Annotated in this window: 22 protein-coding genes and 2 pseudogenes; 17 read left to right on the top strand and 7 right to left on the bottom strand. The window is 62.2% G+C overall.

All coding sequences use genetic code 11. The annotated features are described in order from the left end of the window. Both IV498_RS15890 and IV498_RS15885 read left to right on the top strand, forming a co-directional pair. Positions 1-142, top strand: a 142-nt coding sequence (locus IV498_RS15890) for a transposase (RefSeq protein ID WP_269048067.1), incomplete at its 5' end; no start/stop codon positions are given. Next, positions 143-601: pseudogene (locus IV498_RS15885) on the top strand (cyclodeaminase/cyclohydrolase family protein); the annotation flags it as partial. It abuts the gene before it with no gap. A gap of 56 nt (positions 602-657) precedes the next feature. On the opposite strand, the gene IV498_RS15880 reads toward IV498_RS15885, so the two are convergent. After that, positions 658-1,341: a GntR family transcriptional regulator gene (locus tag IV498_RS15880; protein WP_269048065.1), complete on the bottom strand. Its 684-nt coding sequence runs from the start codon at positions 1,339-1,341 to the stop codon at positions 658-660. Positions 1,342-1,461: 120 nt separating this feature from the next. Between IV498_RS15880 and purU the strand changes: the two genes are divergently transcribed. The 4 genes from purU (at position 1,462) to IV498_RS15860 (ending at position 6,518) form a co-directional block, all read left to right on the top strand. Next, positions 1,462-2,376, top strand: a complete 915-nt coding sequence (gene purU / locus IV498_RS15875; RefSeq protein WP_269048064.1) for a formyltetrahydrofolate deformylase — start codon at positions 1,462-1,464, stop codon at positions 2,374-2,376. Positions 2,377-2,430: 54 nt separating this feature from the next. Further along, positions 2,431-4,923, top strand: coding sequence for a GcvT family protein (locus tag IV498_RS15870; protein ID WP_269048063.1), 2,493 nt, complete (start codon positions 2,431-2,433; stop codon positions 4,921-4,923). Positions 4,924-5,019: 96 nt separating this feature from the next. Continuing rightward, on the top strand, positions 5,020-5,646 hold the full coding sequence (locus IV498_RS15865) for a cyclodeaminase/cyclohydrolase family protein (protein WP_269048062.1): 627 nt from the start codon (positions 5,020-5,022) through the stop codon (positions 5,644-5,646). Beyond that, a complete protein-coding gene (locus IV498_RS15860; RefSeq protein WP_269048061.1) occupies positions 5,643-6,518 on the top strand; it encodes a bifunctional 5,10-methylenetetrahydrofolate dehydrogenase/5,10-methenyltetrahydrofolate cyclohydrolase in 876 nt (291 codons plus the stop codon). The genes IV498_RS15865 and IV498_RS15860 overlap by 4 nt, the downstream gene beginning before the upstream one ends. A 58-nt stretch (positions 6,519-6,576) precedes the next feature. On the opposite strand, the gene IV498_RS15855 is transcribed toward IV498_RS15860, so the two are convergent. Further along, a complete protein-coding gene (locus IV498_RS15855) occupies positions 6,577-7,509 on the bottom strand; it encodes a LysR family transcriptional regulator (protein WP_269048060.1) in 933 nt (310 codons plus the stop codon). 161 nt (positions 7,510-7,670) lie between these two features. On the opposite strand from IV498_RS15855, the gene IV498_RS15850 reads away from it, so the two are divergent. The 7 genes from IV498_RS15850 (at position 7,671) to IV498_RS15820 (ending at position 14,470) form a co-directional block, all read left to right on the top strand. Continuing rightward, positions 7,671-8,975 (top strand): aromatic ring-hydroxylating oxygenase subunit alpha, encoded by a 1,305-nt coding sequence (locus IV498_RS15850; protein ID WP_269048059.1) that lies wholly within the window; start codon positions 7,671-7,673, stop codon positions 8,973-8,975. Then, on the top strand, positions 8,972-10,375 hold the full coding sequence (locus IV498_RS15845) for a ferredoxin reductase (protein WP_269048058.1): 1,404 nt from the start codon (positions 8,972-8,974) through the stop codon (positions 10,373-10,375). Before IV498_RS15850 ends, IV498_RS15845 begins: the two co-directional genes overlap by 4 nt. Positions 10,376-10,514: 139 nt before the next feature. Further along, on the top strand, positions 10,515-11,729 hold the full coding sequence (gene fdhA / locus IV498_RS15840; RefSeq protein ID WP_269048057.1) for a formaldehyde dehydrogenase, glutathione-independent: 1,215 nt from the start codon (positions 10,515-10,517) through the stop codon (positions 11,727-11,729). Positions 11,730-12,019: 290 nt separating this feature from the next. Then, positions 12,020-12,283, top strand: a complete 264-nt coding sequence (locus IV498_RS15835) for a hypothetical protein (RefSeq protein ID WP_269048056.1) — start codon at positions 12,020-12,022, stop codon at positions 12,281-12,283. Beyond that, on the top strand, positions 12,280-12,663 hold the full coding sequence (locus IV498_RS15830; protein WP_269048055.1) for a type II toxin-antitoxin system VapC family toxin: 384 nt from the start codon (positions 12,280-12,282) through the stop codon (positions 12,661-12,663). The genes IV498_RS15835 and IV498_RS15830 overlap by 4 nt, the downstream gene beginning before the upstream one ends. A 293-nt stretch (positions 12,664-12,956) precedes the next feature. After that, complete coding sequence (locus tag IV498_RS15825) at positions 12,957-13,715, top strand: hypothetical protein (protein ID WP_269048054.1); 759 nt, start codon at positions 12,957-12,959, stop codon at positions 13,713-13,715. Between the two features lie 119 nt (positions 13,716-13,834). Continuing rightward, entirely contained in the window at positions 13,835-14,470 is a 636-nt protein-coding gene (locus IV498_RS15820; protein WP_269048053.1) for a heavy metal-binding domain-containing protein, read from the top strand. Positions 14,471-15,129: 659 nt separating this feature from the next. Here IV498_RS15820 and IV498_RS15815 read toward each other — a convergent pair. The 4 genes from IV498_RS15815 to IV498_RS15800 form a co-directional block, all read right to left on the bottom strand. Next, positions 15,130-15,426 (bottom strand): type II toxin-antitoxin system RelE family toxin, encoded by a 297-nt coding sequence (locus tag IV498_RS15815; protein ID WP_330059748.1) that lies wholly within the window; start codon positions 15,424-15,426, stop codon positions 15,130-15,132. After that, the gene (locus IV498_RS15810) at positions 15,390-15,656 is read right to left on the bottom strand and encodes a type II toxin-antitoxin system Phd/YefM family antitoxin (RefSeq protein WP_269048052.1); all 267 of its coding nucleotides are present in this window, start codon (positions 15,654-15,656) and stop codon (positions 15,390-15,392) included. The genes IV498_RS15815 and IV498_RS15810 overlap by 37 nt, the downstream gene beginning before the upstream one ends. A 246-nt stretch (positions 15,657-15,902) precedes the next feature. Continuing rightward, a complete protein-coding gene (locus IV498_RS15805) occupies positions 15,903-16,115 on the bottom strand; it encodes a hypothetical protein (protein ID WP_269048051.1) in 213 nt (70 codons plus the stop codon). A gap of 124 nt (positions 16,116-16,239) precedes the next feature. Beyond that, entirely contained in the window at positions 16,240-16,533 is a 294-nt protein-coding gene (locus IV498_RS15800) for a type II toxin-antitoxin system Phd/YefM family antitoxin (protein ID WP_269048050.1), read from the bottom strand. A 520-nt stretch (positions 16,534-17,053) separates the two neighbouring features. Here IV498_RS15800 and IV498_RS15795 point away from each other — a divergent pair. From IV498_RS15795 to IV498_RS15780, 4 genes are all read left to right on the top strand, one after another. Then, on the top strand, positions 17,054-18,052 hold the full coding sequence (locus IV498_RS15795) for a thermonuclease family protein (RefSeq protein WP_269048049.1): 999 nt from the start codon (positions 17,054-17,056) through the stop codon (positions 18,050-18,052). A 423-nt stretch (positions 18,053-18,475) separates the two neighbouring features. Then, entirely contained in the window at positions 18,476-18,793 is a 318-nt protein-coding gene (locus IV498_RS15790) for a hypothetical protein (RefSeq protein ID WP_269048048.1), read from the top strand. Between the two features lie 170 nt (positions 18,794-18,963). After that, positions 18,964-19,710: a hypothetical protein gene (locus IV498_RS15785; protein ID WP_269048047.1), complete on the top strand. Its 747-nt coding sequence runs from the start codon at positions 18,964-18,966 to the stop codon at positions 19,708-19,710. Between the two features lie 263 nt (positions 19,711-19,973). Continuing rightward, positions 19,974-21,179: a Gfo/Idh/MocA family protein gene (locus tag IV498_RS15780; protein ID WP_269048046.1), complete on the top strand. Its 1,206-nt coding sequence runs from the start codon at positions 19,974-19,976 to the stop codon at positions 21,177-21,179. 17 nt (positions 21,180-21,196) lie between these two features. Here the strand turns inward: IV498_RS15780 and IV498_RS15775 are convergent. After that, a pseudogene (locus tag IV498_RS15775) lies at positions 21,197-21,322 on the bottom strand (IS982 family transposase); the annotation flags it as partial.

Raw genomic sequence — 21,322 nt, 5'->3', positions numbered from 1 at the left:
GAACGGCCCCACCGAAGCGATCAATGGGAGACTCGAACACCTGCGCGGCTCCGCCCTCGGCTTCCGGAACCTCACCAACTACATCGCCAGATCCCTTATGGAATCCGGCGGATTCAGACCGAAACTACACTCTCAATTCTGAAGAGCCCGTTTACTTCGAGAAGTCGCTCTTCGGTTGGCCGACGACGACGCCTCGGCATCCCGAGGTTTCGGGGCCGCATTTCGGCGGGAACCCGGGACCGAACGCGAGGACGCAATACACCGGGCATCCGTGGAGGCCGCCAAGTCATCTGCTGAGCTCGGCGAGCGAGCCATTAATGCCCTAGAAGATCTGGGGTGGCTGGCTTCCAAGGGTAACCCGGCGCTTATTGCCGATACCGTTGTGGCGTTCGGGGCCCTCAGGGCAGCGGCAACAGGGGCGCGCACCAACGTAAGTTTCGATCTCGCTGCGCTCACGTCGGCGGGTGTCGCTCTCGAACAGATTCGGAATCAACATCCTGCCTTGTGGGCGACGGTCGAGCGTCTCAATGCTGCCCTTGACCGGATTGACGGGCTGACTGCGAGTATCGATCGCCGGGCTGCACCAACCGACGCCGTATAACTGGCCTGACGTTCAAGCAAAACCGGTCAGAATTGGCGGGTCGCTGGAGGTCCGGCCTAGGCGGCGAAGAGGGTTTCGCGCACCGCGTGCTCGAAGCCACTGACGTGAACCCGTGCGAGCTCAGCAGCCTGCGACTCATCTCCCTCGATAACCGCGCGGAGCAGGTCCACGTGCTCATGGACGTGGCGGGATAGGTCGGGAAGGCGGTCCAGAACCATGCACCAGATTCGTGTCGCTAGATTGTCGTAACGAATCAGGACATCTTCGAGGTGGGGATTGGCGGCCGCCGCATAAATGCCTCGGTGCACGCGGGCATCCAGGTGCAGCGTTTCGACGACGGACGCTGCCACCGTATCGAATGACTCAACGGCACGCATAACATCCCGCAATTGCTCCCTGGCAGACGCGGTGGCCACACGCGCAGCCCGGGAAGCGGCAAGGGGCTCAAGCTGGGTACGGATTTCGGAAATGAACGCAAGGTCGGTAACCTCCACACGCGTCGCGAAAGTTCCTCTCCGCGGGTACGACACAACGAGGCGATCGAGCTCCAGCCGCTTCAAGGCTTCCCGCACCGGTGTCCGCCCGACGCCGAGGTCCTTGGCGAGCTGGTCATCATTAAGTAGATCGCCGGGTTTAATGTCCAGCATCAGCAGCCGGTCCTGAAGGCGTTCGTAGGCTACATCCGCCAACGACCTCCTTGCGGCATCAGCACCAGCACGCACCCACGCTTCGACAGCCATCCGGGTAACCCCCTTCAATTCAAGTAAGAAGGCTATTGACCTCCTCCACTGACCAATATACGCTGGTGACCAACCTAATATATCAGTACCGATTTGCGAAATATATCTAAAGGAGGAGGCATGACCCTAATGGCGACAGAATCATCTACCAGCACGCTGCCTCAGTCGGAGGTTCGTGGGGAAAACCAGACGCAGAAGTTCGTTCTCACATTGTCGTGCGTCGAACGCGCAGGCATTGTCCAAGCGGTCACCACGTTCCTCTTTGAGCGTGGCTTCAACATCGATGAGCACCAGCAGTTCGATGACGGCCTCCGCGAGACTCTGCATCTGCGCACCGCATTCTCGGGCGCCTCTGCCTGCACCCCGGAAGGGCTCGAGGAAGAATTTCGTTCGATCGCTGACCGCTTCGACATGAAATTCAGCTTTAATGACGAGACGAAGCCACGCCTCCTCGTAATGGTGTCCAAGTTCGGCCACTGCCTGAATGACTTACTGTTTCGTTGGCGGGGCGGCAGCCTCGGCGGCGACATCGCCCTTGTGGTTTCCAACCATGAAACCCACCGTGCCATGGCTGAGGCCGCCGGCGTCCCCTTCATCTATCTCCCGGTGACACCCGAGACCAAGTCATATGCCGAGCGGCGCCTGCTGGAATTGGTGGACGAGCATAACATCGACCTCGTCGTACTCGCGCGGTACATGCAGGTACTGTCCGACGACCTTTGCCGCGCTCTGGAAGGCCGGGCGATCAACATCCACCATTCCTTCCTCCCGGGATTCAAGGGTGCGCGCCCTTACCATCAGGCCTACGATCGTGGCGTCAAGCTGGTGGGCGCCACGGCCCACTACGTAACTGCGGAACTGGACGAGGGGCCAATCATCGAACAGGAAGTCATCAGGGTCGACCACAGCTACGGACCCACCGCCCTTTCAGCGGTTGGCCAGGACGCGGAGGCAGTGGCACTGTCCCGCGCCGTGCGCTGGCACTGCGAACACCGTGTGCTGCTGGATCGCACCAGCACCGTCGTGTTCCGGTAAGTAAAACCACCAAACCAGCAGAGACAACACCCGAATATCAGCAGGAGAAACCACATGGCATCGACGCCGAGAATTGTCATTATCGGAGCTGGAATCGTCGGCACGAACCTGGCCGATGAACTGGTCACCCGGGGCTGGAACAACATCACCGTCCTGGACCAGGGACCGCTGAACATGCCCGGGGGCTCCACGTCCCACGCTCCGGGCCTCGTCTTTCAGACGAACGCCTCAAAGACCATGGCTACCTTCGCCAAGTACACAGTTGAGAAGCTCCTATCGCTGACCGAGGATGGCGTTAGCTGCTTCGACCAGGTGGGGGGCCTCGAAGTCGCCACCACCGAGACCCGTCTCGCGGACCTGAAGCGAAAGCTCGGATACACCGCATCGTGGGGAATTAGTGGCAAGATCCTTTCCCGCGCTGAGTGTAAAGAGCTCTACCCGCTCCTTAACGACGAAGATGTCCTGGGTGGACTCCATGTACCCAGCGACGGCTTGGCACGTGCCGCTCGCGCAGTTCAGCTGCTGATCAAGCGCACGGAGGCGGCAGGCGTCAAGTACTTGGGCAACACCACGGTGACGGGCATTGAGCAGTCCGGCCGCTGCGTGACAGGTGTCGAGACGTCTGAAGGTGTCATCCCCGCCGACATGGTGGTTTCCTGCGCCGGCTTCTGGGGCGCTCAGATCGGCGAAATGATCGGTATGTCCGTCCCGCTCCTCCCCTTGGCCCACCAGTACGTCAAAACCACACCGGTGCCCGCACTCAAGGGACGCAACGAAGCTCCCGACGGCGCTTCTTTGCCCATTCTGCGTCACCAGGACCAGGACCTCTACTACCGCGAACACGGCGATCGGTACGGCATCGGCTCCTACGCGCACCGTCCGATGCCAGTTGACGTCCACGAACTCGCCACCTACGACCCGAGCAGCATCAGCGATCACAACATGCCGTCCCGTCTCGACTTTACGTTGGAAGACTTCCTCCCGGCGTGGGAGGCTACCAAGCAGCTGCTACCGGCATTGCAGGAAAGCGACATCGAGGATGGCTTCAACGGCATCTTCTCCTTCACTCCGGACGGCGGGCCCCTGGTGGGCGAGTCCAAAGAACTCGATGGCTTCTTCGTAGCCGAAGCCGTATGGGTAACCCACTCGGCCGGCGTCGCCCGCGCCGTTGCCGAACTTCTGACCACAGGAAAGTCCCAGATCGACCTTGGCGAATGCGATATCCACCGCTTCGAAGAGGTCCAGTTGACCCCTGAATATGTGCGTGAAACTTCCCAGCAGAACTTCGTGGAAATCTATGATGTCCTGCACCCGCTGCAGCCCAAACTCTCCCCCCGCAACCTCCGCGTCAGTCCGTTCTACGCCCGCCACAAGGCGCTGGGAGGATTCTTCCTGGAGTCAGGCGGGTGGGAACGCCCTTACTGGTTCGAAGCCAACGCAGAACTGCTCAAGGAGATGCCGGCTGAGTGGCAGCCGCCGGCCCGCGATGCCTGGTCCGGCATGTTCAGCTCGCCCATCGCGGCCGCTGAAGCATGGAAGACCCGCACCGCAGTAGCCATGTATGACATGACTCCGCTCAAGCGCTTGGAGGTCTCCGGCCCGGGAGCATTGAAGCTTCTGCAAGAGCTCACCACGGGCGACCTGAACAAAAAACCCGGTGCCGTTACCTACACCCTGCTGCTGGATAACGCCGGCGGCATCCGAAGCGACATTACGGTGGCCCGCCTGAGCGAAGATACCTTCCAGCTCGGAGCCAACGGAAACATCGACACCGCTTACTTTGAGCGGGCTGCCCGTCATCAGACAGAACGCGGAACCGCTAGTGACTGGGTCCAGGTGCGCGACACGACAGGCGGAACGTGCTGCATCGGGCTGTGGGGACCCCTCGCCCGGGACCTGATCAGCTCCGTGAGCAGCGACGACTTCTCCAACGAGGGTCTACGGTATTTCCGGGCCAAGAAGGTGGTCATCGGCGGCGTCACCGTGACTGCGATGCGCTTGTCCTACGTCGGCGAGCTGGGCTGGGAACTCTACACAGCCGCGGATAATGGTCAGCGCCTCTGGGACGCACTGTGGAAGGCAGGGCAGCCTCACGGCGTCATCGCCGCAGGCCGTGCCGCCTTCAGCTCGCTGCGTCTCGAAAAGGGTTACCGTTCGTGGGGCACTGACATGACCACCGAGCACGACCCCATGGAAGCCGGCCTCGGATTCGCCGTGAAGATGACCAAAGAAAGCTTCGTCGGAAAGACGGCCTTGGAAGGCCGTACCGAGGAAAGCGCCGCACGCCGCCTGCGCTGCCTGACGGTCGACGACGGCCGCGGGATCGTGCTGGGCAAGGAACCGGTCTTTTACAAGGAACAAGCAGTCGGTTACGTCACCAGCGCGGCCTACGGATACACCGTCGGCAAACCGATCGCCTACGCGTACCTCCCCGCCGCTGTCTCCGTGGGCGACTCAGTTGAGATCGAATACTTTGGACGGCGCATCCGGGCCACGGTGACCGCAGATCCGCTGTACGACCCCACGATGACCAGGCTCCGCGGCTAACACCCCGCCCGACCACGGAAGGCAGCAGTCCGGACTCATCCCTTCGAACCAGAGCCCGGGCTGCTGCCTTCCATGCCCTCATACTCAGGAAGACACATGATCAGTTCAGAAACAATCAGCGGCTACCTCGCCAGCCTTGCCGCACGCGAGTCCACCCCCGGCGGCGGCGCGGCCGCCGCCATCCATGCCGCCCAGGGGGCGGCGCTCGTTGCCATGGTTGGCAGGTTCACCACCGGCTCGAAATACGACCAGCACGCCGAACTCGTTCAAAGGATCATCAGCGCTGCGGACGGACTGGTGGTCGAGGCGCTGGGTTTGGCTGACGCTGACCAACAGGCGTTCCAGGGCGTCATCGATTCGTACAAACTTCCGTCCGGGACGGAAGACCTCAGGGCCGCACGGGGGGCAGCGATCCAGGGCGCCCTCGTCCTGGCCGCGCAACCCCCCGCACAACTGATCAAGCTGGCTGGCGCTGTCGTGGATCTTGCCACGGAACTTTTCGAGGTGGCGAACGCCAATGTGATCAGCGACATCGCTGCTGCCGCAGACGCTGCCCGCGCAGCCGCCACCACCGCCGGGGTGAACATCGACGTTAACGTGGTGGCCATCAAAGACGCCACGGCCCGTTCACGGTTGGCTGACCAGACCGACGGCGTTGAGGAAAAGGTTATCTTGGCAGCAGACTCCCTCGCAGGGCGCGTGCGCGGAAGGATCCTCGGTTGAGCACCGTACTTCTCTCCGGCAAAACACTGGCAAAGGCCATCCAGCAGAAGGCCCATGATGAGGCGCAGGACCTTGCAGCCGACGGGCTACGGCCCACGCTCGCAGTCGTTGTGGCCACTGACGACGGCTCCACTCATTGGTATGTCCGATCCATTGAACGGGCCGCAGAGAATGCCGGCATCAGTTGCCGGATCGTGGACCTTGGCCAGAGCGCCAGCGGACCGGCCTTGGCCGCAGTCCTGAAGGATCTCAGCGCAGATGCTTTAGTGAACGGAATCATCCTCCAGACGCCTCTGCCTCCCGGCGTCCAGTCGGATGAGCTGGTCGGGCACATTACCCCGGAGAAGGACATAGATGGCGCGAACCCATTAAGCCTGGGGCGACTGGCTGTCGGCCAGTCCGCATTCGCACCCGCCACTGCCCGCGCCGTAATCGAGATCCTGGACCACTTTGACATCCCACTGGCTGGCCGGAACGTCGTCGTCGTTGGCCGTTCCGCCGTCGTGGGAAAGCCACTGTCCCTGCTGCTGCTCGAACGCGACGCCGCGATTACTGTCTGCCACTCCAAGTCAGGTCCGCTGGAGAGATACACCAAGACCGCTGACGTCGTGGTCGTCGCAGCCGGGCGGACCGGCCTGCTGATCGGCGACCACGTTTCTTCAGCGGCCATAGTGATCGACGTCGGCACCAACGTCCTTCCTGACGGGTCACTCGTGGGGGATGTCGACGCAGCCAGCATGCGCGGCGTTGCCGCGGCGTTGACCCCCGTCCCCGGCGGCGTCGGCTCCGTCACCACCTCGCTGCTTCTCCTGCACACAACCGAGGCCGCGCGGAAACAGTCACGTTATTTAGCTCTGGAAACTGTCGGGTAATCGAAGGCAGACACACTTGCCCCGAATACTCGCCTCCCCAAAAGCGCAGTTCGCGGTCTCAGAGATCGTTTTCGGGCCGGGCGCTGAGTATCCTATTGGCGCTGACCTGCAGGATGCCGAGCGACTCCTGGATCAGGGGCGATGCGATGCTGCCCTTGCGCACCGCAGCGACAATGCGGCGCGCGGGTTTCCCCTTGCCGGTAATGCGCAGTCTTACCACGTTTTCGGCACCGCGCAGGGGCGCCAGCCGCGGCAGCAGGCCCACGCCCAGTCCCGCGCCAACGAAGGCGATCTGGGTTTCCCATTCAACGGCCTCATGGGCAATCCGCGGTGTCACCCCGACTGCCGTGAACGCCGCAGTAAATAGGGCGTGGTAGGTGGAACCGGCGGCCTCGGTGATCCAGGGTTCCGATGCCAGCTCTTCGAGCGTCACCGTTTCCCGCGATGCCAACGGATGGTCGGAGGGAATGATCACGTCCAAGGGATCGTCGAGCAGAACCGTCTGCTCGAAGCGCGGATCGTCCTCAACATAGGTGTCGGACCGCATCGTGATGATGACCGCGAGGTCGATCCGCTCGGCAACCAACAAGTCGAAGCAGCGGGCCGGGTTGGCCTCGAGTACCTGCACCTCCAGCAGGGGGCGTGTCGAGCGCAGGGTCGCGGCCAGCGGCGCGAGCAACTGGGCAGCCGCCGTGGAGAATCCGCCTAGCCCAAAACGGGACTGCACTTGGTCGCCGGCCTCCATGGCTGCAGCGCGCAGGCTCTCCCATTCCGCAATGAGCGCATCCGAGCCGGCCACGAGATAGCGGCCTGTGGCGGTCAGCCGCACCCCCCGACCGTCCTTCGTCAACAGCTGCATTCCAAGCACACGCTGGAGCTCCCGCAATTGCGCGGATACGGCGGAGGGAGAATAACCTGTGAGCTCCGCGGTTGCCGCAACGGTGCCGCACCGGGCAAACACCCGAAGTGTTATGAGCCGTTGATCGATCATGCATCTATTGTGCATGGTTATTTCCGAAATCTTGCGCTTTTGTTGCAGATCCGTTCTCCCTAATATCATGACTACAGCGTTTTCGACAACGCCTGTTGCCCCCACCACCTCCGTGGTCCCCACGAAGCGCACACTTACTTAGCCCTCCCGGGAGGAAACACATGTCTGCTCCAGTGAACGTGCCCCTCAATTCACGCGGAAAGCTCGCTTCATCATTGCCTGCCGAGCAGATGGCGGAAATCACCGAGTTGTTCGATTTCCGGCGCGTGGGATATTCCCTCGATGCCCCCTTCTACACCGACCCGACGATTTTCAACATCGACATGAAGGCCATTTTTGGCGAGCACTGGATCTTTGCCGCCAGCATCGCCGAACTCCCGGAGCCGGGTGACTACGTCACTGTCGACTACGGACCCTACTCCCTGATCGTGCTGCGCAATGACGACGGCGGTGTGAACGTCCTGCACAATGTCTGCCGCCACCGCGGCGCCCGCGTCCTGCCCGAACCCGCGGGGACCACGGGCAACCTGGTATGCGGCTATCATTCCTGGACCTACTCCCCCGCCGGCGATTTGATCCATGCCTCGGCACCGGGGGAAACGAAGTTCGACAAGGGCTGTTTCGGCCTCAAGCGCGCCCACAGCCGCGTGTTCGCCGGACTCATCTTCGTCTGCATTGCGGACGAACCACCGACGGATTTCGACGAAACCGGAAAGATCTTCGAGCCATACCTCGCGCCCCACGATCTGCAGAAGACGAAAATCGCCTACCAGCAGAACATCATCGAGGAGGGCAACTGGAAGCTCGTCATGGAGAACAACCGTGAGTGCTACCACTGCGACGGCCACCCCGAACTCGCCTGCTCCCTCTTCCCCACCTGGGGCCTGACGGAGGGCCTGATCCCGCTCCATCTCGAGGAGGTGTGGGAGCGCAACAAGGAAGCACAGTCCTCGCTCGAGGACCGTTGCCGCCGCTATGGCCTTCCCTATGAGGTCATCGAGGAGCTCGACACCCGCATAGCAGGAATCCGCATCTCACGAGACTCCCTCGACGGTGACGGCGAATCGTTCTCGCCCGACGGGCACAGGCTCTCCAAGAAGCTGCTCGGCGACTTGCGGGACTTCCGCCTTGGCCGTTGCTCGATGCACCTGCAGCCCAACAGCTGGTTCCATTTCCTCGGGGACCACGTCATCACGTTCGCCGTCTTCCCCGTCAATGAGCACCAGACACTGGTACGCACCACCTGGCTGGTGGCTGACGACGCCGTGGAAGGCGTCGACTATGATCTGGAGAAGCTCACCCACACCTGGAAGCAGACCAATCTGCAGGACAAGGCGTTCGTGGAGCTGTGCCAGAAGGGCGCCAGCAGCCCCGCCTACGAGCCCGGCCCGTACATGAAGAGCGAATACCAGGTCGAGGCGTTCATCAACTGGTATGTGCAGCGTGTGCAGGAGCACTTGGCATGATTGAACTCGCCACCGTCACGGCAATCCAAGAACCACAGCGCATTCGCGGTCTTGAGATGCCGTGGAACAGGGTAATGGGCGGCACGGACGGACCCGCCAGCGCCGCCCGTGCCTTGGGGCCCTGGCATCCGCAGGAGTTCATGGCCGAATGCGTCGAGACCGTTCCCGAGGTGGGCGGCCTGATGACCTTCGTGTTCCGCCGCGCCGACGGTGCGCCTCTGGCGTTCCGTCCGGGCCAGTACCTGAATGTCGCCTTTCCCGTGAACGGCGGGGACCACGACGCGGTGGACCGCAGCTACTCGCTGTCCAGTTCGCCCACCAGGCCGTGGACCTTCAACATAACAGTTAAATGCGACCCGACGGGACTGGTCTCGCCGTGGGTGCACGCGAACGTCAAACCCGGCACCGTCCTCGAGATGCTCGGACCGGTCGGGGCATTCCACCTGCCCGACGCCGACCGGCGGGCACGGTACCTCTTGCTGGCCGCCGGCGCCGGTATCACCCCCATCATGTCGATGGTGCGGACCATCCACTCCCTGCCCGGACAAGCCGATGTCGTCGTGCTCTACCACGGAGCGGCGGCCGGAGGGTTTGCCTTCCACCAGGAGTTGGCGTACATCGCCTCCGTGGACTCGCGCGTCAAGGTCTTCTACTCCCTGGGCGACCGCAGCAAACCCGAGGCGTGGGAAGGGCTCACCGGAAGGCTGACGGCGGCCATGCTCGACGAGGTGGCCCCCGATGCCAATGGCCGCCAGGTCTATGCCTGCGGCCCCGAGGGTTACCTGAACACCGCCGCCGAGCTCCTCGAGAAGGTCGGTGTCGACGACACCTCCATCCACATGGAATTCTTCACGGGGGACCGCCAGACGATCCTTGAATACCAGGCGGAGCTCGCGCTTGCAGTGGACATCGCGGAGGAAATCGCCGATTCCGCCGAGGACTACTACGAAAGCCAGCCCACCGCGTTCGGGCTCTACGAGCCCGGCTACGACGCGGAGGGAACCCTGAAGGCCACGGGGCTGCCGCTGGAAACCGTCGATCCGGACGCGCCCTGTCCCGAAGTCCCCGGCGGCGGTCCGGACGTCGGGCCGGAGGCCGGATCCCCCGACGTCGCGAGCTTCGACACGGTCGGAACGGGAAGCCTCACCCTGTCCTTCATGCGCACCGGCATCAACGTGCGCATCGACCCCGCCGAACACATCCTCGAGGTGGCCCAGCGTGCGGGCGTCAGGATTGGCGCGAACTGCAGGGAGGGCATGTGCGGCTCCTGCAAGGTCGTCAAGCTTTCCGGGGAAGTCGAAATGAACCACCAGGGCGGGATCCGGGCCCGGGAAATCGATGCAGGCAAGTTCCTGCCCTGCTGCTCTACCGCGCGCACCGATATGGTGATCGATGCCTAGCCGTCTCCAGCTGCTCTAGCTCTGCACATATCGCTCGACCCGACGTGCTTCACGAAAACTGACAACAACTACCTCACAGACAGTCCGATGCGACCAGCATCACCGTGAGGGTTCGATCGCCAACCATAGGAGCCATTCAATGCCAAGTAACAGAGCCGTTGCATACAAGGCGCCGGGGATCGTGGAAATCATCGATACCCCGTTTCCCACCTTTGAACTGCAGACCGGCCCCGGCGTCCATCCCGTCAATGTCGGCCGGAAGGTCCCCCACGGGGTCATCCTGCGCACCGTGAGCACCAACATCTGCGGCTCGGACCAGCACATGGTTCGTGGCCGCACGACCGCCCCGGCCGGTCTCGTCCTGGGGCACGAGATCACCGGGGAAGTCATCGAGACCGGGCCCGACGTTGAGTTCATCAAGGTCGGGGACATCGTCTCGGCCCCCTTCAACATCTCCTGCGGGCGCTGCCGGAACTGCAAGGAGGGCAAGACCGGGATCTGCCTGAATGTGAACCCGGACCGTCCCGGGTCCGCCTACGGCTATGTCGACATGGGCGGATGGGTCGGCGGCCAGGCGGAGTTCGTCCTGGTCCCCTATGCGGACTGGAACCTGTTGCGGTTTCCCGATCGGGACCAGGCCCTGGAGAAGATCATGGACTTGACCATGCTCTCGGACATCCTCCCGACCGGTTTCCACGGGGCCGTCACGGCAGGCGTCGGCGTCGGGTCCACCGGCTATGTTGCCGGCGCCGGTCCCGTGGGGCTTGCCGCGGCGGCCAGCGCCCAACTGCTGGGCGCCGCGGTGGTCATCGTGGGGGATCTCAATGAGGATCGCCTAGCCCAGGCCCGATCCTTTGGTTGCGAAACCGTCAATGTGGCCAACGGCGACCCGGCTGACCAGATCGAGCAACTTCTCGGCGTCCGGGAGGTCGATGCCGGTATCGACGCAGTCGGTTTCGAGGCCCGCGGACACGGGGCCGGGGCCCAAGAGGCGCCAGCCACCGTGCTCAATTCGCTGATGGACCTCACCGCCGCCGGCGGGTCCCTGGGCATTCCCGGCCTTTATGTCACCGGGGATCCTGGTGCCGCGGACGAGGCGGCCCAGAAGGGCAGCCTGTCCCTGTCCCTGGGCACCGGCTGGGCGAAGTCGCTCTCCTTCACGACCGGCCAGTGCCCGGTGATGAAGTACAACCGGCAGCTGATGATGGCGATTCTGCATGACAGGATCCAGATCGCCAAGGCGGTCAACGCCACGGCCATTTCGCTCCAGGATGCCCCGCGGGGGTACGCAGAATTCGACGCCGGAGCCGCCACGAAGTATGTCCTGAACCCGAACGGCTACCTCAGCAACTAGTCCGAGGTAAAGGAGGGGTTCCCTACAGGCAGGCTAAAGCGGTCGTTGCCCCACCCAGACCGTGCGGGTGGGGCAACGACCGAGTCGTCTTTGACGAAGAAACCAACCCGCCGATGGAAATCCCTTGGGCCCGGGAAGTCACTCCTCTATTAGATGCAAGCGACGCGGCGGATGCATCGGGCCATCACCGGGTACAACTTCGACTAACGCCACGATTCACGTCGGCGCCGTGGACCGGCGTCGTTGGGTTCCAGGTGTCTCACTAATTGATGCGGTGGTACACTCAGTGCATGCCGACCACCCGACCGCGCCACCAGATCACTGAGACGCCGGCCGTCGCGCACGCGATCGACCAGGCCGCGCAGCGGTGGCCGGGAGAACCTCGGTCCAAACTTCTCCTGCGCCTGCTGGACGCGGGAAGGGACGCCCTCGAACAGAATGATCACCACGTCAACGAAGCCAGGCGTGAGGCGATCATGGCCAGCAGCGGAAAGTATTCCGACGCCTTCGGACCCAACTACCTGGACGAGCTGCGCCAAGACTGGCCTGCATGATCGTCTTGGACGCCATCGTTCTCATCGCCCATCTCAACCCCAACGACGCCCATCACGACGCGGCCACGCAAATACTCTTGAGCGCGTCACCCAGCAGTCTCCTGGTCCACAGCATCACACTGGCCGAAGTTCTTGTTGGCGGTGCGAGAATTGGCCGTGGCGCAGAGATGTATGCCGACCTGATGGCCGCAGGGGTCCGCCTGGCGGACCACGACGAGCAGGAACCTGTTCGCCTTGCACAGCTACGAGCGACGAGTGGACTCAAATTACCCGACTGCTGCGTTCTGGACACGGCGATCAACAATGATGCGTCCCTCGCCACCTTCGACCACGCTCTAGTCAGAGCTGCCAGAACTAACGGTATGGCCGTTCTGCCCTAATCCCAGTAAGGGTTGGTAGAACAAGCATCCGCCAACACAATGATCAAGAACGCCAGAGGAATTCCCCTTGGGTTAGCAGGGGATTTGCCTGATAGTTCCTTGGTAGAGCCGCTAGCATATCTCCGCGATATACTTCAGCTAGTCTTCAGATTTTAGTCAGGCTACGCACAGGTTTCACAGGGTTTACATCCTGAAAATTGCTCCCCTGCGTTGAAGTAGATCCCGAGCCGGTGCACTCGAGTGGGCAACCACGAACAGCCATCGCTCATCGAAATTCTCCAGTGGAGTGACGCATGACAGTTCGCAGTGAATCATCCGTGTCCGCAAACGCCTCGGACGAAGCAATTGCGGCGTCGACGGAGCATGAGAACCTAGGCTCGAAGTCCGGGCCGACGTCGGCACTGGAAACAGAAATCTCGGTCTTGTCAGACCCCAGCTCCGATTCGCCTCAGCCCCTCGACAAGGTCTGCCCGAAATGCAGCGTCCGAACGCGTACTGCGGGCGCCTTTTGCCCCCAGTGTGGCGCCCCGTATGCCGGACATCGTCGTGGGTTCAAAGTCAGCAGGCGCGTCATCCTAATCATTCTTGCCGTTCTCGTCGTCGTCGGCGCGGCTGTCGGAATCCTCGTAAGTGTTCAGCACACGAATCAACTGAATGCCGAAAAGGCCGCTGCTGTCCAAGCTGCCGACGTCGCCAGGAAGCGCGAAGCAGACGCAGCGAAAACTGCTGCGGATGCGGCGGCATCGGCGGACGCCGCGGCTGCCGCCAAGGCCACCAAAGACGATGCCGAACGAGCCGTCCGCGCGATCATCGTGAAGGCATTGGAAGGCTCGGTCCTCAAGGACGCCAAATCGCGGGTTACTGATGGCACGCTTATGGGGCCCATCTCCAGCGCCTCCTGCACGCCCGTCGGCGGAGGGTCAACAGATGACCTGACGGCTATCACCGGCACCTTCGAGTGCATTGCCGTCAACAAAACCGATGCGGACGGATCTTCCTCGGGCTACCGGTTCTCCGGCACCGCCAACTGGAACGACGGCAGCTATTCATAGCATCTGGGCAGCTAGGCAGATTCTTCATGCCTCTGACCAGAGCTATTAATATGCAAGCCTGATCCTTGATATCGACCCACCAAACAGAACGCCATGAAGTATCTACGATAGGAAGTTACGTGAAAACCAGAGACATTGCGAAAAACCACCAACTTGACCCCGCCGCTTTCGATCCGTGGTTAAAGCAGTCTGGTCTCCAGTACAAGTCTGGGATTACTGGCCTGAGCATTGAAGACAGCGTCGACGTAGTCGAGTTGGTCGGCCATTACAACCAGTATCTTACCCAGGAGAAGGTGCGGATAGCCCAGGAGCAGGAACGTCGCGCGTTAGAGCAGGCCAACGCGGAGCAAGCTGATCTAGTCAAGCAGCAGGCCGTGGCGAGCATGCTTATAAGCTCCGGTTTCAACTTCGAGGGCTACACCATCACCAAGTACTCTGGCTACATATCTGGCGATGATGCGGTATCGATGGACCGCCCATCACACGGCTGGCTTGGAGGTGTGAACAAGGATGTCGGCGCGGACCTGTTGTCAGGACTGGCGCACATCAGGCGAAATGCTCTGACCGAGTTGAAAGACGCAGCGTATGCACTTGGATGCAACGCTGTGATCGGAGTGGATTTCGACTACCTGACCTTGGACCCCGAGACAGCGACTAGTTCCGGCGGAACATTTCATTTGCCGTTCTTGTTTGCAGTGACGGCGAATGGAAACGCTGTTGTGATCGAGAAGAACGAACACGCTGGTCAGGCGTAGCGTGCTGCTTCGCATGTAGAGGTTGGTTAAAGGGGCCCTCATTTGGCTCGCCACGACAAGACCAGTTAGGTTGCCGAACCTCAGGTTCTATCTGCCTTACCGGTCTTTCTTCGCGACTGGCGATGTGAACTATCGCCCCACCAAGCCTAGGGCGTGTCTCCTTATGGTGCTTTCAGACTTGAAATTAATTTTGGGCTTTTTTCTCCATAGTCTGTTTTTGTCGGATTACCAATGGAAGTCCGTTACACCGTTGGTGCCCGATTCCTCGGGGAGAGCCAGCCGGTCCGGGATTCCACGGTCAACCGCTTCCAACAGAACGGTTCGATCCTTTTGCCGGCGCCCGGATACCAATCTTGTCAATGGTTAAGGAAGATGGTGGCCCGGACCCGCTAGCGTACAGCTGCGCTCCAGGCACCCTCGGCTTCAACAGCGTGAACTTACGGACCGCCGGTCCAGACGCGCGTGCCCGTGTACGGGCCGATGTTATTGACGATCAGGTGCGAATCGCCTGACCTGTCATAGGCCGCGATTTTCGTTCTGCGTCTTGTTCGGTCTTGGTGCGTTGTCCCGGTCGCAGTGCTCCGGGGCTAGCTCCTTCTCGGGGCTGGCCGTTGTGGTGTTTGCGTTGGAGCCGGCGCACTTCTTTGAGCGTGGCGGTTTCATCTCGATTGATAGATTCGACGTCGGTGGCCCACAGCAACGACCAGAACAACAAGCCGATCGTCATGGATTTCATAGACGATTCGGTAGTCTCCGGTCCTGATACGCCAATCTCCGGTGTTCCCGGTGAGTTTTTTCGTGCCTGGGGGGCGTGGCGTTACAGCGAGCAACTCAATCGCGGCCTGTATTCGTCGGAGCGACTCAGGAGGAAGTTTGCGCAATTGGCGTGCCGCAGCCGGTGCGATCTGGACGGCATAAATCAGGCGAGACCAAGTTCTGCCTTGACTTCCTCCCAAGGTATGGGACCCAGCCGGCTTTCAGCCATCTCCGTCCGGGCTGCGTTTGCGGCTCTCAGATCGTCCAGATCCTCGGCAGCCTCAATTAGGTTGGCTAGGTCTTCTGCATCGATCAAAGCAGCGACCCGTCGGCCGCGGCGCATCAGGTACACCGGCTCGTGGTTGACCCGGGCTGTATCAACCGCTTCGGATAAGCGACTCCGTGCGTCCGTCACGCTCATCTCACTCATAGGTCAATACTAGCTTTTACTGTCCAAAACGTACATAACCGCTGAAACCGCTGCAGTGCGCATCGCTCCCATCGGCGAGCACTCAAGGCGAGCGTCGTCGTCGGCCGGTCTGGCACCGACCGGCAGGAAGGTTCCCACAATCCCTAGCCAGGCGAGGACTAAAACGCCTTCAAACGATCCATCGCCTCTTCCGGCGTCATCACCGCAAATTCATCCTCAGTGAGGCCCACCTGATGGATCAGGGGATCAACCACCCAGCGGTATTTCCTTATAAATAGCGCTGTCGGACCTGGTCCCAGCGGCCCATACCTCCACCACGTCCACCGTGACGCCATCGACGTCGTTGGTCACCTTCCAGACGATGCGCCGGTCCCGATCTCCAAAGACGAGCTTTCGGTACCCGATCAAGTGCCCCAGCAGGGGCGCTCCAGCATATGCGGAACGCTCAAGCAGCCGCATCTTTTTGAAACCCCAGCGGACGATTTGCGGTTCCTCTTTTGCAACCGATGCAGATCACCGATGGCGTCCTCCGTCAACCGGACAGTCCCACTCCGTCGCGCTGGGTCAGCAGACTCAGGCCGGTTCACGACCTGCCGGCCGTCAAGTCCGATTCCACTTCAGATTCCAGCTCCACCCGGTCGAGCCCGAACGCTTCCAAGCCCTGATCAAGGGAGGTCCTCGTGCCGCTGTCAGTCGCGGCCCGGATGATGACCAGGGCAGCGTCCCGCAATTCCCCCTCAAGTTCCCGGAGCCGGTCGAGCTGCCGTACGCTGACCAAAGCCGCCACAGGACGCCCATGTCGGGCCACCACAACATCTTCTATGGCGTCCGCATCCTTGATGAGGCCGGCAATCCCACGCCGGAACGCTGCGGTCACGGGGGATAGCGGTGCCGCCGAACAATGCCACGCAGATTGAGTGGGAAGCCACCGGGTCCTGGCACGCACATCCTCCGGGATATACTTCAGCTAACTTTCAGATTACAGTCAGACGGCGTACAGGCGGAACATGGCTCGCATCCTGAGAACGTCCTCCTGCATTCGAAGTAGATCCTCGGCCACGGTGCACTTAACCGAGTTGAATAAACAGAACCTTGCCTTGCTGTGCTTCCGGCCCCTGTCGAGGGAAGCTGGCGGGCGCCGCTACACAGCGACGACACAGTCATTTAGTTTTCAGGTAAATAGTTTGGAGCCGAAGGGCTCCGCATGTCAGTTGGGGGAATCATGGCCACTGTGCCCGTTACATCCGCGCAGTCAATCCAGTCGGGGGCCCGACGGTGAAGCGGCGCCTCCTTATGGCCCTGGTTATAGTACTGGCCATCATCGCGGGGATGATCTCGTGTTCCGCAGCGGCCAATGCTGATTCCGGACATGTGGTCGCGTCATCGATGGCGATAGCTTGGTCATTTCGATCAACAACCACGATCAGACGGTCCGGCTTCTGAACGTGGACACCCCGGAGACCAAGGACCCCAACGCTGCTGTCGAGTGCCTGGGCCCGGAGGCAACGAAGTACCTCCAGGATTCACTGCCGGCCGGGACGCACGTCCGGCTGGACTTCGACGCCGAACGGCATGACAAGTACGGCCGAACGCTGGCTGCGGTGTCCACGGACTCCGGGTCCCTGGTGAACGCCGAGATCGCGAAGCGGGGCCTCGGAATTCCGATGTCCGTTGGCGGCAATACGAAGTATCTGGCAAAGGTTCAGGCCGCTCATGCGCAAGCCAAGGCCGCGAAGCAGGGATTGTTCAGCACCTCGATCGGCTGCGCACTTCCAGCCCAGATCGAAGAGGCGACGGCGGGGCTGACGCAACAGGCTGATGGTGGCCTGGCCGCATCCTCCGCAAGCGCAGCAACGGCCATCACAGAAACGACGACGGCAATTGCGGCCGCCAAGATCATCCAGGCGCGCCTGACTAACGGCCCGGACGCCGGGAAGCCGTTCCTCTGGGCCGCCTTCACAACGGCCGATATATCTGCACACCTTGGCCGGCTCAATGCCGCCATAGTCCGCGCCAACAACAAGTCGGCCGCTCTCACTACCCGACACGACAAGCTCGTCGCTGCCGAGGTGAAGGCGGCAGCGGTAAAGAAGGCGGCTGCAGAAAAAGCTGCGGCCGATAAGCGGGCAGCAGCCGCGCGGGCAGCTGCAGCCAAGAAAGCGGTTGACGAACAAGCCGCAGCCGAGAGACGGGCCGCGGCGGAGCAGCTTGCCGCGGAAAAGGCTGCTGCGGCAGCAGCAGCTGCAGAAGCGGAACGGATCCGCAATCTTCCCCCGCCGTACGTTCCGCCAGCCTACGTCCCGACGCCGGCGACGGCCGCCCCCGCAGATCCGTACCCGGGATACCACGGACCACGCTGCTACGCGCCGGGCGGCCAGACCTACACACCCTGCTAAAGTCAACGGCTCGAATCCAGTGCTCCGATCACACTTCCGCTACGGTTGCCGCGACGTCAAGCTACGGATTTGGGAGAGCAGCCGTCGTCGTCGGCGGCCTGGGTTTCCTGGTGGCCGCTGCGGTAGTGACGTACATAGTCGACACCGTCATCTCGCGCTCGCACTCGCGTTCCTAAACGTACTGCGCCACGTACTGCATCGCGTCGAAAGCCTGCTGCTGGTCACTGGCCAGCCACCGCGATAGTGTCTGCGTTATGGGGGGCATCCGCATGTACACGTTCTGTTTTGCTGACGGCGCTGTCAGCCGCGATACTGCTATCGGGCTCCTCAGCGGGTGAGAGCAATCTGTACCCGGTCCGACCTGCATCACCCTTGTCCCCGGCAGCCAGCGCGTCCTCACCTACCGCGGATGATGCCCTGGTCATGCAGAAGCATGCCCTGCTGGACCGTGGGCCGAGCGCCGTCGTCGCCGTTGCCCTTACCGGAAAGGGCCCAACGATCCTTACCGTGCCGAGGGTGCCCGCCGGACGGAAACGCATTGGCGTCTCCGTGAACTGCGACAAGGGTACGGCCTGGAAGGTGACGCTGGATCAGCGTACTCCAGCCAGCTCACATGCGCTCTGCGATATGGATTTTATCCCTTCCGTCGACTTTCCGGTGGATCATCCGGAGCGCAACAACACGCTGAAGATCTCGATCGACAGCGGTGCAAGGTTCTGGATCACCGTCTACTACTTCTGAGGACGCCGACCGGTGGGCACTTCGGTGCAGCGGATCTCCCTGCAGCGGCAGATGTCGGTGCCCCTACTAAGACTGAAACCAGCTTCACGAGTTGTGGTACGTCCGGTCTGAACACCGGCGGGTAGGCTCCGACCTGCCGCACACCAACCCCATGTTCACGGGTGGTTTGGATGACGAAGGCCGACGACGGCGGCGAGCCACCGTTCCGGATCCGGCTCGACACAGCGTGGTGCGGGGTGGACGACGCGGCCAATCGGTCGCCCTGCCAGGCACCGGCCGACGAACAGGAAGAGGAGGACGGCGACTATGCGGACGACGAGGATGAGAACGACGACGGTCCCGCGGCCGCGGACAATGCGGACGAACCGAACCATGCGGCTGCCGACGACGAACATATCTGCCGTTTGACGGCCCGCTGTTATGGTTCAAACATTACTGAAGAAAGGGAAGCCGTGGTTCCGCAGGTCGCAGCAGCAAGAGCCATCGCCACCATCGCCCACAAGGGCCAGACGGATAAGAGCGGCGCGGACTACATCACCCATCCGTCCCGGGTCGCAGGACGGCTGACGGACCCGCAACACGTCGCGGCCGCCTGGCTCCATGACGTGCTGGAGGACTGCGGGAAAATATTCGCCGGCCCTCCTGCCTTCGGCATCACTGCCGAGGACCTTCTAGCCGCCGGCATCGAGCAGGACGTGGTGGACGCCGTCGTCCTGCTGACACGCACCGCGGACAACGCGGGCGATCGGTATTACGAAGCGATCCGCGCCAATGCCATCGCGAAGGCCATGAAGCTGGCGGACATCGCCGAAAACACCGACCCGGCGCGGACTGCGAAGCTGACCCCTGAGACGCGCGAGAAGCTGGCGCGGAAGTACGCCCACGCGCTTGCCGTTCTCGGCGCTGCCGTGAACTAGGCCCTGCGCGGCTGGCCCGCGCGGCGGACGTCGTCATGCGCGGCAATCCATGGCTATTGACTTCATGATCGTCGTCGCCGATCGCGCCTGGGCAACGGGTCTAGGCAAATCAGCCGGAGGGGAGCGTTGCGGCGTAGAGCTGAAGCATCCCATATTGACTCGAGTAGATCGGGGTGGAAAACTCCAGGGAGAACGATCTTGGAAGTGACTTGGGGCACTTCCTGCTCGGTTACATATCTCTTTAGCGCCCGAAAGGCTTTCCGATGCCCATTTCCCTCGGCCTCGTTGGGGCCGGCCAATTCGCCGGCCAGTTCGCCAAGCTGTTCAAGCTGCACCCGGGCGTCAGCCGCGTGATCGTCACGGACGTTCTGCCGGAGCGCGCGGCGGCACTGATGGAACAGGAAAACCTGGACGGCGTCGTCGTCGACTTTGACGCGCTGCTCGCCTCCGACGTGGACGCCGTCGCGATTTTTACCCAGCGCTGGACCCATGGGCCGCTGGTGGTCAAGGCGCTTCGGGCCGGCAAGCACGTGTATTCGGCCGTGCCGATGGCCATCTCCGAGGAGGAAATCGCCGACATCATCACGGCCGTCCGGGAGACCGGGCTGACCTACATGATGGGCGAGACCAGCTACTACAATCCGGCCACCGTCTACGCCCGCGGCAAGCAGGCCGCCGGCGCCTTTGGACGCGTCTTCTACACCGAGGGCGACTACGTGCACGATATGGATCTGGGCTTCTACGAGGCGTACCAGTACAGCGGCGGTGCGGACTGGAAGAGCACCGCCAGCTACCCGCCCATGCTCTACCCAACGCACTCTGTGGGCGGGGTCCTGGGTGCGCTGCCCGCACACGCGATCAGCGTCAGCTGCATCGGCATCCGGGACCAGCGCGGGGACGGCGTCTTCGACAAGGACGTGAGCATGTTCCAGAACGACTTCTCCAACGCCTCCGCCCTGTTTGAGCTTAACGACGGCGGCGCCATGCGGATCAACGAAATGCGCCGGGTGGGCTACCCGTCGGCCATCCGCGAATCCCGGTTCCGCTACTTTGGCACCGACGCCAGCTTCGAACAGTTGGCGGAGGTCAGCGTTTGGCAGGACAAGGAGACCGTTACCGACATCTCCGACCAGTTGGCCACCGACGCCACCATGTCCGCGGATGACCAGGCACTGGCGAACGTGGCTCCGGCCCTGCGCGCAGCCTTTGTCTCCGGCCACGCCGCGGTCCACGATGTGGCCCGGTTGCCGCAGGAATACGAGGGTGCGCCGAATGGCCACGAGGGCAGCCACCACTTCCTGGCGGACGACTTTGTCACAGCGGTCAACAAAAAGACGCTGCCGCCGGTCAACGCCTGGGTTGCCGCCCGGTTCACGCTGCCCGGCATCATCGCGCATCAATCCGCCCTTCGCGGCGGCGAGCGCCTGGACATCCCGGACTTCGGTCCCGCACCCCAGCAAGGACGCTAGATGAATAATTCCAAGGGTCAGTGATCGTAGGCGGTCATGGAGCGACGCACAGCTTGGCCGATCCGATCGTTGTGCCAGATCGCTGCGGTCAGGGCCAGCAGGCGTTGGACGACGCGGGCGGTGACGCCGGCGGGTGTCCGCCC

It is taken from the genome of Paenarthrobacter sp. Z7-10, assembly GCF_026932795.1.
In the GTDB taxonomy this organism is placed as follows: Bacteria; Actinomycetota; Actinomycetes; order Actinomycetales; family Micrococcaceae; genus Arthrobacter_M.
Note: the sequence above shows the minus strand (reverse complement) of the source record. Positions and strands in the feature narration are given on the sequence as shown.

What these genes read in the sequence shown, in the direction of transcription:
- IV498_RS15790 (WP_269048048.1), top strand. Translation starts at nt 18,476, where the DNA reads ATGCAGAAGCATGCCCTGCTGGACCGTGGGCCGAGCGCCGTCGTCGCC.
- IV498_RS15880 (WP_269048065.1), bottom strand. Translation starts at nt 1,341, where the DNA reads ATGGCTGTCGAAGCGTGGGTGCGTGCTGGTGCTGATGCCGCAAGGAGG.
- purU (WP_269048064.1), top strand. Translation starts at nt 1,462, where the DNA reads ATGACCCTAATGGCGACAGAATCATCTACCAGCACGCTGCCTCAGTCG.
- IV498_RS15785 (WP_269048047.1), top strand. Translation starts at nt 18,964, where the DNA reads ATGACGAAGGCCGACGACGGCGGCGAGCCACCGTTCCGGATCCGGCTC.
- IV498_RS15850 (WP_269048059.1), top strand. Translation starts at nt 7,671, where the DNA reads ATGTCTGCTCCAGTGAACGTGCCCCTCAATTCACGCGGAAAGCTCGCT.
- IV498_RS15845 (WP_269048058.1), top strand. Translation starts at nt 8,972, where the DNA reads ATGATTGAACTCGCCACCGTCACGGCAATCCAAGAACCACAGCGCATT.
- IV498_RS15810 (WP_269048052.1), bottom strand. Translation starts at nt 15,656, where the DNA reads ATGAGTGAGATGAGCGTGACGGACGCACGGAGTCGCTTATCCGAAGCG.
- IV498_RS15855 (WP_269048060.1), bottom strand. Translation starts at nt 7,509, where the DNA reads ATGATCGATCAACGGCTCATAACACTTCGGGTGTTTGCCCGGTGCGGC.
- IV498_RS15865 (WP_269048062.1), top strand. Translation starts at nt 5,020, where the DNA reads ATGATCAGTTCAGAAACAATCAGCGGCTACCTCGCCAGCCTTGCCGCA.
- IV498_RS15870 (WP_269048063.1), top strand. Translation starts at nt 2,431, where the DNA reads ATGGCATCGACGCCGAGAATTGTCATTATCGGAGCTGGAATCGTCGGC.
- IV498_RS15805 (WP_269048051.1), bottom strand. Translation starts at nt 16,115, where the DNA reads ATGCGGCTGCTTGAGCGTTCCGCATATGCTGGAGCGCCCCTGCTGGGG.
- IV498_RS15780 (WP_269048046.1), top strand. Translation starts at nt 19,974, where the DNA reads ATGCCCATTTCCCTCGGCCTCGTTGGGGCCGGCCAATTCGCCGGCCAG.
- IV498_RS15835 (WP_269048056.1), top strand. Translation starts at nt 12,020, where the DNA reads ATGCCGACCACCCGACCGCGCCACCAGATCACTGAGACGCCGGCCGTC.
- IV498_RS15825 (WP_269048054.1), top strand. Translation starts at nt 12,957, where the DNA reads ATGACAGTTCGCAGTGAATCATCCGTGTCCGCAAACGCCTCGGACGAA.
- IV498_RS15830 (WP_269048055.1), top strand. Translation starts at nt 12,280, where the DNA reads ATGATCGTCTTGGACGCCATCGTTCTCATCGCCCATCTCAACCCCAAC.
- fdhA (WP_269048057.1), top strand. Translation starts at nt 10,515, where the DNA reads ATGCCAAGTAACAGAGCCGTTGCATACAAGGCGCCGGGGATCGTGGAA.